9 protein-coding genes are annotated in these 15710 nt (G+C 44.2%); 2 read left to right on the forward strand and 7 right to left on the reverse strand.

Features of this window, described 5'->3' with window-relative positions; translation table 11 throughout:
- Positions 1-141: 141 nt before the first annotated feature.
- A complete protein-coding gene (holA, locus tag JGK20_RS00270; RefSeq protein WP_293228683.1) occupies positions 142-1092 on the reverse strand; it encodes a DNA polymerase III subunit delta in 951 nt (316 codons plus the stop codon).
- The gene (dnaX, locus tag JGK20_RS00275) at positions 1089-2504 is read right to left on the reverse strand and encodes a DNA polymerase III subunit gamma/tau (protein WP_293228686.1); all 1416 of its coding nucleotides are present in this window, start codon (positions 2502-2504) and stop codon (positions 1089-1091) included. Before dnaX ends, holA begins: the two co-directional genes overlap by 4 nt.
- A 303-nt stretch (positions 2505-2807) precedes the next feature.
- Here dnaX and JGK20_RS00280 point away from each other — a divergent pair, with 303 nt between their 5' ends.
- A complete protein-coding gene (locus JGK20_RS00280) occupies positions 2808-3029 on the forward strand; it encodes a hypothetical protein (protein WP_293228689.1) in 222 nt (73 codons plus the stop codon).
- Between the two features lie 227 nt (positions 3030-3256).
- On the opposite strand, the gene dnaN is transcribed toward JGK20_RS00280, so the two are convergent.
- The 5 genes from dnaN to JGK20_RS00305 form a co-directional block, all read right to left on the reverse strand.
- The gene (gene dnaN / locus JGK20_RS00285) at positions 3257-4759 is read right to left on the reverse strand and encodes a DNA polymerase III subunit beta (protein ID WP_293228691.1); all 1503 of its coding nucleotides are present in this window, start codon (positions 4757-4759) and stop codon (positions 3257-3259) included.
- Between the two features lie 752 nt (positions 4760-5511).
- A complete protein-coding gene (locus tag JGK20_RS00290; RefSeq protein ID WP_293228693.1) occupies positions 5512-6939 on the reverse strand; it encodes a DEAD/DEAH box helicase in 1428 nt (475 codons plus the stop codon).
- Between the two features lie 354 nt (positions 6940-7293).
- Entirely contained in the window at positions 7294-8454 is a 1161-nt protein-coding gene (locus JGK20_RS00295; RefSeq protein ID WP_293228695.1) for a YcaO-like family protein, read from the reverse strand.
- 10 nt (positions 8455-8464) lie between these two features.
- A complete protein-coding gene (locus tag JGK20_RS00300; RefSeq protein ID WP_293228698.1) occupies positions 8465-9904 on the reverse strand; it encodes a TfuA-like protein in 1440 nt (479 codons plus the stop codon).
- A 106-nt stretch (positions 9905-10010) separates the two neighbouring features.
- Entirely contained in the window at positions 10011-12182 is a 2172-nt protein-coding gene (locus tag JGK20_RS00305; RefSeq protein WP_293228701.1) for an iron uptake porin, read from the reverse strand.
- Between the two features lie 129 nt (positions 12183-12311).
- Between JGK20_RS00305 and JGK20_RS00310 the strand changes: the two genes are divergently transcribed.
- The gene (locus JGK20_RS00310; protein ID WP_293228703.1) at positions 12312-15692 is read left to right on the forward strand and encodes a type 2 lanthipeptide synthetase LanM family protein; all 3381 of its coding nucleotides are present in this window, start codon (positions 12312-12314) and stop codon (positions 15690-15692) included.
- Positions 15693-15710 lie beyond the last annotated feature (18 nt).

Raw genomic sequence — 15710 nt, forward strand, 5'->3', positions numbered from 1 at the left:
GCGGACTGGCGGGATGACTAACGAACTTGGCGGGCTGATAGCTTAAGTTGACACCAATGGGCATTGCCGTGTCCCTACTGCACTCCAGAAATCTGGGATACGCTGTAAAAGGCTGCCAATTTAATTCGGCAGCCTTTTCTGTTATTTAGTGAGTTGAGTGATTCTGAGCAAAGCAGGCAACATCGAGTCAGACTTTTCTCCGGTTTTGAGGGCAATTTCTAAATCAAACAAAATGGAGAGCGATCGACTTAAACAGTTAGCAGATACTTCCTTAACCTCCTGCTTAAGGAAATACAGCCGTTTGGGGTTACTAATTCCGCACATACTAGCAATTTCACTATCATAAAGTTGGCCGCCGGAATCCAGAGTAGCTTTTACCCACAGCCAAGTTTTAAACTGAGTTTGAAGAGTAGCAATAATTGCTAAAGGAAACTCTGCCCGAGATAGCAATTCATCAAGCACCTTAATTGCCCCGACTGCTTGACCTTTTAAAAGAGCTTCTGCCAGTTGAAAACAGTTGGCTGTGGTAGCTGGAACGAGGATTTTAGCAGATTCTTTGGTAATGCGAGCGCCTGCTGCATAAATGGCTAATTTCTCCAGTTCACTGACTCTTCTAGCAGAATCGTTGCCAATCGCTACCGCTAGATAACTGACAGCATCTCTGGCAATTGAGAGATTCATCTGTTTAGCAGTAGCAGCGATCGCACTTTCAATTAAATCAGTACGCCAAGGGGGAATGAGAGTAAACTCCTTAAATTTACCAAACAGCAATAAATGCTTGACTACCTTGAGCCGTTTGTCGATAACAGCAGCAGTGAAGACTAAGTGCGTTGTAACAGGTAATTGGGGCAAAATTTGCAGCAATTCTAGCCCCATTTCTCCAAATTGCTTGAAATCGCAATTTTCAACGACAATAAGTTTGTTTCCTCCGCCGAAAGGAACTGAAGCAGCAGCAGAGAGGGCTGCATCCAGGGAAGAAGCATGGAAGCGGTGGATGTTAAAATCTCGCCAGAGAGGATGAGTTTGAGTCTTAAACTTTTCAACTTCTCGTTCAATTGCGTAGGTGTCATTCCCAATTAGGATGCTAATCATGCTGCTAACTCCTCCTGTTGTTTGACAGTAACAGTAACAGAGCGGCCTAAAGCTTTAGTAACGATCCGCTGCACGGATTCAAGGTGACTCTGAAACTTGTTCGCGTATTTTCTTTCTACTGCTAACACACATGAATCAGCCGAAAGTTCGGCAATTTGAGCGTGGTTTAAGAGGCTACGATTGCCTGGTTTCGCTGCTGCTACTACTTGCGCCCAAGTTGTCTCAAAGTCAGGAGAATCGGCCTCTATTTTTTGAGGACTTTTATCAAATTTGTCAGGCTGATTAGATTGGGAAGTTGCCGGCAACCGCGTTTCGGGGGCAGCGGGTTTGCAAGACAGCATCAAGTTCAGCAGACAGACTTCTAACCAGGTAGCAGCATTGGTGCTAGTTCTCAATTGAAATTCTGATTTTTGCAATTGTGTACAAGCCGCATCAATTGTTTCAAAATCCAGATGAAGAGCGAGCGATCGCAGTTGTGAGTAGCCTACTGGCCCTGCAATTAAATTCTGGCAGTGGCGCGTTGATTTGACAATGAGCAAATCTCTCATTGCTGCTAGCAAGCTGCTGAGAATCAGTTTGGGAGTTTTGCCGCTGTCAATCAGCGTTCTCGAAGATTGCAGTACGCTTAAGGTATCGCCAGAATGAATGGCTTTGAGAAGGGCGATCGACTCTTGCTCGCTGATACTGCCAGATACTTCTGCAACTTGAGTTAGGGTAATCTCTGAGTTTAGCAGTGAAAGCTGAGAAAGTAATTGCAGGGCATCCCTTAACCCCCCGTCGCAGGTGCGAGCGATCGCCCGCATGGCCTCACTTGCGATCTCAATAGATTCAGTGGAGCTAATTTTGTGCAATTGTCCGACAATAGCATCAACTGACAAGGCTCGGAAGTTAAAAGTTTGGCAGCGGGAGATAATTGTCGGCAGGACTTTATGTGCTTCAGTTGTACAGAGAATAAATACCACATGAGCCGGAGGTTCTTCAAGGCATTTGAGGAGAGCATTTTGAGCGCTGGTACTGAGTTGGTGGCACTCGTCTAAAATCCAGATACGGTAAGGGCTCATCGCTGGCGCAAAGTTGCTGTGTTGTATTAATTCTCTGGCATCATCCACGCCATTGTGAGAGGCAGCATCGATTTCAGTTACGTCTAAGCTTGAACAGGAGTCAATGGTTTTGCAGCTTGAACATTCTCCGCAAGGAGTGGCGGTTGGCTTTTTGCTATTCAAACAATTGAGGGATTTAGCAAGGATGCGAGCGGTTGAGGTTTTGCCTGTTCCTCTGGGGCCAGTAAACAGGTAAGCTTGAGCAATTTTGGAGGAGGTGATGGCATTGGTCAAGGTTGTTTTGATGGTGTCTTGACCCACTAATTCTTGTAGGTTTTTGGGGCGGTATTTGAGGTGCAGTGGTTGGTACATTTTGAGTCGTTAGAATACTTCTGGTAACTATTCCCCGATAGGGGAGCCGTGAGCCGTGCCTGAAGTTAAGCTCAGAGGACTTACGCATAAGCTCTATCTGTAGTATAAAAATTGTGCATTTTACCGCTACCAATAGTGTTACCAAGTATTTTTTGCGTAAGTCCTGGCTCAGTTGTTGGCGCTGGCGCGCCGAACACACTACCGCAAGGAAAAATTGCTAAACCATCTGCTGCTGAGATATAGCAAAAAAGCACGGCATGAAGCAATACGCTTGGGATAAGACACTCATGGAGACAAAACACTGTGAAAAATAGATACTGCGAAGGCGCGTGCCGGCCCGAAGGGCTTATGCTTCGCCCAAAGCTCTCTTCGGACAAAAAAAAATTAACGGAGCCGTATTGCGGCATGAAGGAAAAATCGAAAGCAAAAAGTTTGAGCAAGTGGAAACTGATTCCAGAGCGCAAAACTGGGGCAATTTACACCCCGCTTACTTGCGGTGTTGGGAGTTTTGAAGATGCAAAATAGTCGGCGGTTGCGAGCTTATTTAAACCAATGGAGAGAAACATTAAAACTCACTAATTTACCAGCAAAAACGTTGCTTAAATCAAAAAAGAGTAGTAAACTATATGTGGTTTTGGTAGACCATTTAGTGTTGCAAAAAACCACTTAATGCCTCCTAATTTATACAGCAATAGGGTCCGAATTTTTGCAGGAGAGGGCATCAAATTTAGATGCCACTCCCACATGCACGACTATTCTTGCGGAGCGACAATATATTCGCACTCTAAAGCCTCTGTACCTGACGCAGGCGTTCCAAACGGTGCAATCAGTAGAGGAGCGGTAGGACTTGCCATTAACACCCGCAAATCTGAGCTGGAAATCGCTTTGGCTGTATCAATCAAATAGCGGATGTCGCACTTGAGACAAAACTCACAGCCCCAGAATTTAGCATCAACTGTTTCAGTTCCTGAACTGAGAGTATTGTTGAGTGATGCTCGCACTTGTTGGGCATCTAAATCGAATTCTAAAATAGCTGTTAGGTGAGACTTGTCGCTGTGAGAAGCTAACCTCTCTAAGGCTTTTAAAAAGCTCAGCCTCTCAACCACTACTTGATGGCTAAATTCAGGGCGGTAGGGAGCGATAATTTGGTCGCAAACCGGATATTGCCCTTCTAGCAACTTCGCTGTCAGTCGCCAATTATTCCACTCGAATGCGACAAAATTACTAGGTTGATCTGGCAAACCTTCATAGTAAATCGTAACTTTGTCAGCAGAATTCAAAGAACGCTCCAATAACCGGAGTACCTTAGCAGGGACAGTAAAATTAATTATTTGACTGCTCAAAAGGTGGGAATTGCTGCTTTCGTTCAATCCTAAAACCATTGCTACCCGATGCCCATCTGTCGTCCAAACTCTCAGTTTATCGAGTCCTCTGTCTGCGTCGTGACTGAGTTGAAAATTTCCTCCCGTTAAAATGCGTTTGTTTTCCTCAGAACTGACAGCAAATAAGCTAGCTTTGAGGACAGAAATTAACACGCTAGCAGGAAGCGTTACAAGTTTCTGTTGAACGCTGGGGATAGCCGGAAATTCGTCCGCAGCTAGCCCGCGAATGGCGTGCTTGCTTTTTGACGCACTCAGAGTGGCACTGACTGATGGAACGTCGCTTCCTTTAATAATTTCAGAAGAACTCTTTAAGGTGAGGCTGCCGTTAGGAAATTTTCCCATAATGTCAGCAAGTATGGGTGCGGGGAGGGTAAGCTTTCCAGATTGATTGACATTGGCATCAAAGCTCACTTGCATTCCAAATTCTAAGTTGTAAGCAGTCAGATGCAAATGTTGAGTTTCTGCATCAGCTTCAATCAAAATATTGGACAAAATGGGATGGCTGCTATTGCTGGGAATGATGCCTTTCAGAGCTTGCACGTAATCGTTGAATCCTCTTGAATCGCAGGCAACTTCAATAGGTGATGGGAGAGGGGAAGAAGAAGGCAATATTGCCTCATTTGACAAAGTTTCTAGAGAAGGAACATCGACGGCTGGAAGTTCTGCAAAACTCGTGCAAGTTTGCAAGGCTTCTACTTCTTGTGGAGAGATTGTTGAGGGTTCGCAAACCGAGGAAGTTTCAGTTGTTGGTTTGACTGATTTCTTCACAGTTTTTGCAGACTTATTGGTTGTTGCAGTCGAGCATTTTTTCTTAACTGCTCTCTCCAATACTTCCTCTTTATGGGGTGTTCCTGTCAGTCGAGATTTGGCCATAATTAGTCTGGTGTCAGGGGTGCGATTGGCCGCTGCGGTAGCAGCACTTGTTATGGTGCCTGAGAAAGGGAGTGAGAAAGGGGAAAGATAAGGGAAAGGATAATGGGAAGGATAATGGGAAGGATAATGGGAAAGAGAATATAGCAATCCTAAATGATTCACAAAAATTTATAAGTTACATCTGAACTAATACCAACCTACTCTGGATTGGTGAAGCCCGATGTGTTCACAACCGATTTAGGATTGCTAGAGGAAAAAGAATGGGAAAGAAAATGGGAAGGAACCCACGCTTAAAAGCATAGGATTGAAACATGGACATTTTGTATCAAAATCGGTGCGTATCGATACAAATAAGCTGTTCTGCATTTAAACTGCACAGTCAAAAGTTGATAAAGTTCTTGTGGGTGGGCCAGAAAGCCCGCACAAAAATTGCAATTTAGATGTCGAACAGCTTATTGATTTTTTGAGCGTTGCTATCAACCCACAACTAAAGTGTTTTATTCATCTTTACCTTCTGCTTCCCCTTGCCTTTCCGTTTCTCTTTCTTCTTATTTTATAAATAGGACTTACGCACAGACTCTACTTGTAGAGCGCTGATGGCACACGTTACGTTACTACTACAAAAGTGTAAAAATAGAAGGAATGCAGCGTAAGTCCCGATGGAAACAATTTCTGAAAGTTGAGCATTACTGACTGTTTTTCACAAAAGTCTGTGCCTGTTACTTGAGGACTTTACCTATTGGTTGAATACTTTACCTCTTGGTTGAGAAGTTTACATTGTACTTGAGAATTTTATTGCTTGAGTACGAGTCATTGGGGGCAACAAATAATATCCGATATCGGCAGCGACTTGCACCGACATAATAAAGTCGATGGTACTCTTTAAGTTTCTGTTGACTGCTCAAATCTTTGCCGATTAACAATCTGCTGAAAAGGTCGCTTCCGTCAATGCCAACTTCATCAAAAGTGCTGCCTTGCGAATTGTGAATTGTCAAAGCAAAGCAATTGTCAATTTCAGCAAACAAGTCATCTTTGAACCAATAGTATTTCCTCCAAAGAAATCCATTGCGTTTAGCGCTGTTGAGCTTTTCTTTAAGTTCAGCCTGGTAGCGCTTATTTTCAGACTCGTGCAGGACAAAGATTTGCCGAAATAAACCGTCATCAGTCACAATTTTTAACAGCCAAACTCGATAGCCGCAGTGCTGGTTAATCTCAACTTCCTTGACGATGAATTCCGTTGAAGTCGGCAAAATTACGGTTTTCCCATCGGGTGCCATGACGGGTTTTTTGGTAATTAGCCTTTCTCCTGGTACAAATCTGGGTGCAGCTTGACCGTAGACTTGCTTTCTGATAAGCTGATTGTAGTATCTGACTCGTTTGTTAGTCCAGCACAGAATTCTGAAGCGATCGGGATTTTGACTAAATTCCCGATCGATCGTTGTGACTGCATATTGCAGCAGCGTTTCTGATTTGACTTTGAATGCACCGTTTGACTTGTCTCCTTTTTTGTATTTGGAATGCGGCAAAAATATGTCGGCTCTGCTATTGACAAAAGAGCGGCATTCTGTTATGAAATCGAGTACAGGGCTTTCCCCTGCTTGCCTGACAACTTGGGTCAGTACAGCTTTATTGGTAATGCTAAAAGCAGGCGACTTCTTTTCTCCTACAGGATTGAGTTGAGCGGGGTCGCCCATTAAAATTAGCTTGCGGTGATTGAAGAACGTGCGTTCAAAATTGCGTTCTATCCATTTCCACAATTCGCTTCCAACCATCGAACATTCGTCGAGGAAGATGATATCGTAGAGGTGAAGGCTGCTGGAACTTGTCTGTGACAAAGCTTTTTCTTGTTCTTTTCTGACCATGCCCAATCCTAAAAGTTGGTGTATCGTCATAAAATCTACTCCGAAAATGCCTTGAGACGCTGCCATTTTTCTGAGGATGCCGACTGCTTTGTTAGTAGGTGCTGTAAGGGCAATGCGTTTGCTTTGACTCAAGAGTTCTTTGATAATTTGAAAGACGATTGTGGATTTTCCAGTTCCTGCGTAGCCGCACAGCAAGAAGAATGACTCGGTAGTGGTTAGAAAGGTTCTCAATTTGTCGAGGGCTTGCTGCTGTTGCGGTTTGAGTGTGAAGGCACATTGTGTAAGTTTCTGGGGTTGTTCTAGTAAGGCTTGAATCATTAGTTAGCGTCCATTACTAATTTTATCAACCTCTGATTAAGCGTTAGCTTTTTAAGTTTTATTAGTTAATAATATTTATTTTAAAAAACAAATATATATATTGTGATAAATATTTTTAATTCGGCTTATATTGCTGTTTTAACCTTGATTTTTGTTTTTAAATTTTAGTTGAATTGAGTCGCACAAGATATTAGATATAATTTTTTGTTAAAGTCCTGCACAAAAGCTCTTTATCTCAGTAAGCTTAGCAAATTTTTATAAAGGAATGCTAGCAACAATGTCGAGCATATTTGAAAGTTGAGGATATTATTATTTAGATTTTTTAAAGTAAATTAAAAATGGACAAGTTTTCATTTACCCAGTTATCGAAGGGTTATATCGTAACTCCGGCACTATAACTTTAACCACTGGAATATTAAATGTCGAGCGCGCCAGATCGACTCGGAATATATTTTCATATCCAGCTTCCCAAAGACATCGCAAAACCCGATCGTAATCTTCGCTTAAATTATTGCCAGCTAAACTGCTGAAATTCTGCCAAGGCACTGTTCCTTCTAAACGATCGAAATAAGCATAAATTTTATAATAAGTCTGGCTACGATCGGGAGGAAGTGGCTCTGCTAATTCTTCACTAACACCATAAATAAATGTCAATCGAGATTGAGCCGCCTCAGTAATTGCCCGTGCCGCAGCTACAGAAATACTTAGGTGTGTTCCGTAACCAAAATTCACCATAATCGAAGGAATTAATGGATTTTTATCAAGGATAATTGCCCAAAAAGTATGGATAGAAATACAACTTTTTAGCCGGATTAAGATTAGTTTAAAATTAGCTACTTTAATCTTATTAATCAGTTCGCCTATCGACTCGTCATCTACTGTAGTGAGGTCGATTATTTCACAGTCTTTTAAATCTATTTTGCCATTAATGCTGACGCGGGCGATCGCATCTCTTTCAATTAACTCATAAAGTCCATGTAGCGTTGCTTCCATAATGTGATTGCCGCTAGCAAGACCATTTGAGGAAAAGTTGTATAGCGATGGCGAACACAACAGATAAACAGCACTTGCCGATAGCAAAACACTTTCATTTGTCCGCAAATTTTCAGCTTTAATCCAGTCGATTATCAAGTCGTTGCTAAAGAAATTTTGGGACAAGTAAAGTGGTAAAATAGTAGGTAAACTTACCGAGATATCGCTCTGAGAAATACCCTTAAAACTATCGCGATGGAAATCGCAGTATGGGTTTTCGGCATGGAAAATTTCTATTGCTTCCATTAAGGCTGAGACTTTAGCCGCCATAGGATATAATCCCTTACCGTTATGGATTTGTACCAAGCGCCCACCGGGCTTTATAGAACAATAAACAGGAATGCCAATTCGATCCAAACCAGTGATATCTGCACAACGAGTAATGCCTGCTGCTGCTAAGTAAGGCTGGATATTTGCTAAAGTCTGTTCCGGTGAAACTAAACGGTGAGTGCCGATCGCATAACCTTTAGTAAGTGCATTCATATTTTTCTAGTTATTTATTTTTCAGTAAATCTGCCGCTTTTCCAGTAATTTGCAATTCTCTGCACAAGGCGCTAGGAAAACTCCAAGGAATTCCAAAATAGTTTGGGCTTTGCTTAACAATCCACTCTTCAAATGCTATGTCTTTTAACAGTAATCTGTAAAAGTTAAGGTTCAAGCTATTAGCAAAAATACTTTCTTGTTCCTTTTTTGCCAAGTAACTTTTTAGTGTTTCGCCTGGAGAGATACTATTTTGCTTTGCCCATTCTAAAATGAAATAGCGCTGTGATAATTCGTACCGCAACGCAGTTAATTCAGCCTCAGAGATACAGGATGAATTCCTGTTGGTAATTTGCAATTCTTCCTGAATAGATTGCTCTAAATTTACCTTAATTCCAAAATATTCTGGCCCTTGGTTCGCGATCCAATCAATTGCAAGGCGCTCGCGTATCAATTCCCTGTAGCTACACAAAGTTAAGCCATTAGATTGCAACCATTTTAGATCGCAAACAATGCCATGCACTTTTTCCCAATCAGCCATGTCAGACTCTAATTTTTTTTCTGGATAAAAGATGCTATTTTGCTGCGCCCACTCCCGAATAAAACATTGTTTTGATAAATTGATTTGCATCTCTTTTAGCAAATTAACATCCTGTTTGACTGCCAATAAAAGTTCTCTGCCAGTGCAAATTTTATCCCCGCGAATAAAGCCAGTCATTTCAACTCTTTTACTGAGAATTTCTGGCACTGGCAATTCTAATTTATTGAATTTACTAGAGACAATATATTGTTTTTGGGAAACCTCAGTTTGGCAATTCAGCACTTGGATAGCATCGAGTTTTTTTAAATCAACTTGCTTTGTCATTAAGTAAGTTGTTATATCTGCGAAAGCTACGGGAGAGAGCTGTTGTAAAACTGGACTTTTGAGAAGCTGCTGGTAGGAGCGATCGGGATAGTATAACTGTTTAGCAAACGTAACTAACTCTTCTGCTTGTTCCGTTGCCAAGCAACCATCTTTAACAGCATTCAGTAAAGTATAACGGATATTAACTAGCGGTTCTGAAATTGGGCGAAAGTTATCAGATGCGTCACCATAAGTTAGCCAAATTTCGTCATCTCCATCAATAATTCCATCTCGATACCATTCAAAAATTTTCCCGCAACCCTTCATGCCAAATGCTTGCAATTCTGCTGCTCTCAACGCTCCTACACCTGATGCGCCATAAACCTTAATTCCAGCATTAATTGCAGCGCAAATTTCGCGTTGCCAAACAGGTCTTTTCTGGTGAAAAACTCCATCAATTAAAATAATAGTTTCTACACCCGATGGTAGAATTCGATAAATATCTCCCTTACGAACTGGAGGGTAATAGTTTGCGTCCAGAATTTTTTTAGCTTCATCAATTCTGAGAGACGGGCCTAAGAATACAGCAATGGGTAGAAATGACTGCATAAACGTAAAGAAACCGGGTTTCTGGATAAAATTGGATTTTGAACGAGATATTTAGGAAGAAACCCGGTTTCTGATGCCAGATAAAGAAACCGGGTTTCTGACCCATTTAAAAAAGGAATGTAGCCCTCAGCGTTCCAATCACAACATCAGGATTCTTATTCGTTTGATTGGGAGCCGTTAACCAAATCAAACCAGGAGTGAGTAAGATATTATCCGTAAGGCGATAAACGTAGAAAGTTTCAATGTGAAAAGGAGTAGCGCGATCGGGAATTCGCCTGACTAAATCCTTAGTATCATAACCCGCTCGATTCCCCGGTACACTTTGAGGTTGATCAAAAGGAGAAGGAGTTTTGGCACTCGTCAAATGGGGAGGTACACCAATTACAATTCCTCCTAAATTTCCTTGCTTTCCAAGGTCAGGAAAAGCTAAGGTAACACCGTAGCTGAAAATATCAGCACTGCTGCTGCTGAAACGAGTCTGAAAGGGCGTACCGGGAGCTAATGTTCCGCCAAAACTTTTGACATCGGTATAGCTAAACCAACCGCCGATCCCAAATCCGCGATTAACTCGCCACAAGGCTGATAAACCATAAGAATTGGTGGCATATTTATCGGTTAAGAAAATTGGACTATTGGCAAGAGTTGTCCCCACATCGTTATTAAATAACGGCGAGCCTACCTGATAGTTGTTGTTGTAAATTAAACCCAAGGATAGGTTGCGGCTGGGGTTGAATGTTAGCTGAGCGAGAGCCGAATATCTACCATTGAATAAGCCATTTCCTTGAGTTGGATTTTCCGCAGTTCCGGCTAAATATCCAACACTGAGATTTAATTTGTCGCTGAATCTGTAATTAAAGCCCGCGCCCGCGCCTAATCCACCAATGCTATAAATTGGGTTGCGTTGACCGAGTATAGATAGAGAACGAGTACCGCCATTTCCGTCTTCAAAAAGACTGAATGTTGTAGGTACATAATCCATGTGTTCGCCGTCTTTTGCCATGATGACAGCTTGCAAGCGAGAACTAATGGGAAACTCGTAATGCAAGGCTGTTAATCCAAAGGTATTATTAGCAGATAATGTGCTGATGTCTTGAAAAGTTTGTTGACCTTCATAGGTTCTGGCTAGTTCGGCTTGATTGCCACCGGATTGATATGCTGTAACTGGGTTTGGGCCATATTCAAAGCCTCGGATATTATCAGGAGCTCGCCGGCCTGGGTGCGCTGAATTTCCGGCTGTAAGGCGGATTTTTAACATATCTTTCCCGGTAAAACTTGTCAGGAAATTCAGACGGACGCGGTTGGCAAAGACTGTATTTTGCTCGTCTGTAGTAAATTCTCTAGATTGTTCTCGCCGTGCTCCGGTAATTGGGTTGAGAGGTGATAAGGGAAGGCGGGTTCTAACGTTATCGCCAGCTAATACGTCTGTCAGGGCAAAAACTACTTCGCCACTCAATTTTGTAGTGGTAGAAAATTGGTTGGCTTCGAGTTCGGAAGTTCGAGCTTCTAAAGCATCGACTCTGCCCCGCAAGGTTGCAAGTTCGGCAGCGAATTCTTCTTGCAACTTTTGGATGGTTGCTAAGTCTTCTTTGGTGGCTAAATTAGCTGTTGAACTGCTAATTAATTTGGTAACTTGGTCGAGACAAGCGTTTAATCCAGCGGCGAATTCGTAACGAGTCATGGCGCGATTTCCGCGATAGGTGCCGTCGGGATATCCTGCGATGCAGCCGTAGCGTTCTACTAATGATTGTAAGGCTTGAAATGCCCAGTCTGTGGGCTTTACATCGGATAGTTGGGATACGGATGTAACTTGATCGATTGATTCTGAACTGGCGCTGGGCTGTTCTAGTGGATCGGCAATTACGGAGGGATTTTCTGCGGGGATTTCTGCTGTTGAATCTGCTATTTGTTGGGCTGGTAAGGCTTCAGTTGCTGTTGAGTTTTCTGATGTTCGATCGATCTCTGTAGTGGCTATTTTTTCCTGAATGCTAGGGTTGTTTTGTTGAGCTGGCAAGGGTTCTATTTTTTCTGCTGTGCCAACATTTTTCAGCGATTCGCTGCTAGGATTGGACAACAAGTTTGTGGAGGTAATACTTGTTGCTTCGATCTGATTTTCGGACGTTGCTGCTGCGGTGGTTTCGGCGATTTTTTCTTGGTTTTGACTTGGTGCAGTTTGGGTTAAATCTGCGGCTTCGCTGGCGATCGCACTCCCACAAACTGCTAGAAAAGCACAGACGGTTACGGGGCTAAATAGCAAAGCATTTGACAAAATTTTTAACATGGAGACTCCTCACATACCCCGATCAATTCAAGGTTTGTATAATATTTGTACTGGGTTGTTAAGCTAGTCAAAAGACATGATGTAAAACTATGTTTACCCTCTTATCTGTTAGCTTTTAGGCTTGAGATTTTGACCGATCGCCTTGACAACCACAGTGATAATGATTATCATAGTCGCGGAACTAAGTCAAGCACGATCGCTAATTTTGCCCGAAATCAAGGCTCTGCCATGAATGGCGGGACAGTTGGGCTTTCAAGGATTCAGGGTGTGGAGGCGATGGATAGACAAGCATTTCAAGGCGAGAGTTGGTATCGGGCGATCGCCCTGAGCGATCGGATTGCGTCTTTGGGCGCTGGCTGCAAAGATGAGTTTGATGGGGAATTAGCCGATCGCCGATGGCGGCGGTGGCGATCGCAATACCCCTTGACAAAAGATACTTTTTTTGATAAGAAGCTGGCTTTAGAGGGAATTACTGAGGCAGAATTTCGGTATCTGTTGGGAGAACCAGCCTCGGCGCTGGCCAAGCGACACGGAAAGCCTTTGGGTTGGTTGGAAACACTGAAGTCGGCGTTTGCGATGGGCGATCGCACGGAGGCAGAAGGTTTTACGATCGCGATCGCGCCCCTGCTTGCTCAAGGTAAAAACCGCTTGCGCCAAGAAATTGCTGCTTTAGTAGAGGAGAAAAAAGGATCGTCTCTACCCTTTGATCGCACTACCATCGAATCAATTTTGTTAGCATTTTTGCCCGATCGCCTGTTTTGGATGCTGAACCCAACAATGGCACTAGAACTCAACGCCGCACGATTGCAAGGCTTGCTGACAGGCGAAACCCCTCAACAGCGCTTTCAGAGCTTCTTGCAGCGGTTACAAGAACCGGAAAGTGCGATCGCGCTCCTGCAAGAATACCCAGTATTAGCACAGCAATTGGTCATTTGTATAAATAGCTGGGTCGCTATTAGTTTAGAATTCCTCCAGCGCCTCTGTAATGACTGGGAAACAATTATCTCTCACTTTTCCCCCAAAATCGAGCTAGGAGTTCTAGCACAAGTCAAAGCGGGTGCTGGCGACGCTCACAATGGGGGCCGCAGCGTCGCGATCGCCACATTTAGCTCAGGTTGGCAAATCGCCTACAAGCCGAAACCCCTCGCCGTAGACGATCGCTTCCAAGAACTTCTCACATGGTTTAATACCAAAAGTGAGTTACTACAGTTTCGCACTTTGCAAATCCTCGATCGCGACAGTTACGGATGGGTAGAATTCGCCCATACTAGCAGTTGCGAAACTCCCGCCGCCGTTGAACGCTTTTACCAGCGCCTCGGCGGGTTGCTGGCGCTACTGCACGCCATCCAAGGTACTGACTTCCACGCCGAAAACCTGATCGCAGCCGGGGAACACCCCGTGTTAATTGACTTAGAATCGCTGTTTCACCCCCATCCAGTTGCCCCAAATTCGCCAAATTCAGTTCTCCCCGCCCGTCGAGAAATGGGGAAATCGGTACTGCGCGTGGGTTTGCTGCCACAACCCCAGGCGATCGCAAAAGATGCGGTGGATGTTAGTGCGATCGGTGGTAATCCCGAACGGTTGGGCATGGGGCGCACCATCGGTTTAAAAGCCTCAAACACTGATGAAGCAAAGGTTTCTCGGCAAGCGAGCGCTTGGCGAGAAAATCAAAATCAACCGCGCTTGCAGGGGGAGTTGGTGAATGCGTTGGAATATTCCGAGGCGATCGCAACTGGATTTACAGATACTTATCGGCTAATCGTTAAACATAGAGAGGAATTCAGCAATTTTTTAAATCGCTTTGCGACAGACGAAGTGCGCGTTTTCCTACGGGAAACCCGGAGTTACGGGCTGTTGCTGCAAGAAAGCTTTCACCCAAATCTGTTGCGGGATGCTCTCGATCGCGATCGCATCTTTGATAAACTTTGGGTAGAAGTCCCCGCGCTGCCATACCTAGAGCGCGTTATCACGGCTGAGAAAGAGGCTTTGTGGCAAGGTGATATACCTAAGCTCACAACGTACCCCAACTCGCGCCACCTGTGGGCGAGTAATGGCGATTGCTTTCGCGATTTTTTTGACGAGTCGGGGCTGGAGTTGGTGCAGCAACGGCTACAAGCCATGAATGAAGAGGATTTAGAGCGTCAGCTATGGTTTGTTCGCACTTCTCTCACAACGTTAGGAATGGTGGTAAAACCGGGGAATTCACTTAGTTACGCGATGCCAAAGGTGAAGGCGATCGCGGATGAGGGCGCGGCTGAGTTGGCCTATCTGCAAGCAGCAAGTGCGATCGGCGATAGATTGGAGTTTTTAGCAGTGCGCGATCGCGTCAGCGTTACGGAGCAATATCGCGATTTTGCTGGCTGGATTGGGCCAGTTTTTACGGGTACTCGCCACTGGGCGGTTAGCCCTTTAGGGTGGGATTTGTGGGATGGGATTCCAGGTGTAGCGTTGTTTCTGGCTTATTTGAATGCGGTGACAAAACAGGATCGCTATCGGGAATTAGCCCAGGCGGGGATGCGATCGGTATTGCACCAAATCGAATATGAGGGCAGGCTGATTTCATCAATTGGCGCTTTTAACGGCTGGGCGGGATTGATTTATACTTTAACTCACTTGGGTACTTTGTGGCAGCAGCCAGAGATGTTATACATGGCTGTTGAATGGGTGGAACGCTTGCCAGAATTGATTTCCAAGGATGAGCAATTGGATATTATTGGCGGCGCTGCTGGGTGCATTGGGGCTTTAGTGAGTTTGTATAGTTGTGTTGGGGGCGATCGCATAAAAACGGTTGCGCTTCAATGTGGCGATCGCCTTTTAGAAAAAGCGGAAAAAATGACAAAGGGAATCGGTTGGCGGACAATTCCCGGATGTCAACCCCTGACAGGGTTTTCTCACGGTGCGGCTGGTATCGCTTGGGCGCTGTTGGAGTTGGCCACGCTGACAGGTGAGGAACGTTTTCACTCGGCGGCAGTGGATGCGATCGCTTACGAGCGCAGTTTGTTCTCAGAAAAGGCAAAAAACTGGCCAGATTTGCGATTTGAGCGCGAAGGTACTGAATTTTTCAGCTTGGGATGGAGTCACGGCGCACCCGGTATCGGTTTTGGGCGATTGCATTCACTCCAGCATTTTCAGGATGGGGAAATTTTGGCTGAGATCGAGGTAGCGCGGGAAACTGCGATCGCGCGCGGTTTTGGTAACAATCATTCTCTATGCAACGGCGATCTCGGCAATCTGGAATTCCTGAATTGCGATCGGCAAATGTTGGATAATTCCCTGGGTTTAAATATCAACCATATTGCGACTAATGTTCTCGAAAGCATTCGCCAATACGGTTGGATTTGCGACGTGCCGCAGCGAGTAGAAAATTTAGGTTTGATGACAGGAATTGCTGGCATTGGCTACGGATTTTTGCGATTAGCAGCGGCGGATATTGTGCCTTCTGTACTGGCGATCGCACCACCATTTCCTAGTAGGGGTAGTGCCCCCGTGCCTACCCTTAGTTTTTATTAAGAGGAAAGAGAATGAACC

This window comes from Microcoleus sp. PH2017_05_CCC_O_A, from assembly GCF_020738785.1.
Taxonomy (GTDB): Bacteria; Cyanobacteriota; Cyanobacteriia; order Cyanobacteriales; family Microcoleaceae; genus Microcoleus.

What these genes read in the sequence shown, in the direction of transcription:
- holA (WP_293228683.1), bottom strand. Translation starts at nt 1,092, where the DNA reads ATGATTAGCATCCTAATTGGGAATGACACCTACGCAATTGAACGAGAA.
- dnaX (WP_293228686.1), bottom strand. Translation starts at nt 2,504, where the DNA reads ATGTACCAACCACTGCACCTCAAATACCGCCCCAAAAACCTACAAGAA.
- dnaN (WP_293228691.1), bottom strand. Translation starts at nt 4,759, where the DNA reads ATGGCCAAATCTCGACTGACAGGAACACCCCATAAAGAGGAAGTATTG.
- JGK20_RS00290 (WP_293228693.1), bottom strand. Translation starts at nt 6,939, where the DNA reads ATGATTCAAGCCTTACTAGAACAACCCCAGAAACTTACACAATGTGCC.
- JGK20_RS00295 (WP_293228695.1), bottom strand. Translation starts at nt 8,454, where the DNA reads ATGAATGCACTTACTAAAGGTTATGCGATCGGCACTCACCGTTTAGTT.
- JGK20_RS00300 (WP_293228698.1), bottom strand. Translation starts at nt 9,904, where the DNA reads ATGCAGTCATTTCTACCCATTGCTGTATTCTTAGGCCCGTCTCTCAGA.
- JGK20_RS00305 (WP_293228701.1), bottom strand. Translation starts at nt 12,182, where the DNA reads ATGTTAAAAATTTTGTCAAATGCTTTGCTATTTAGCCCCGTAACCGTC.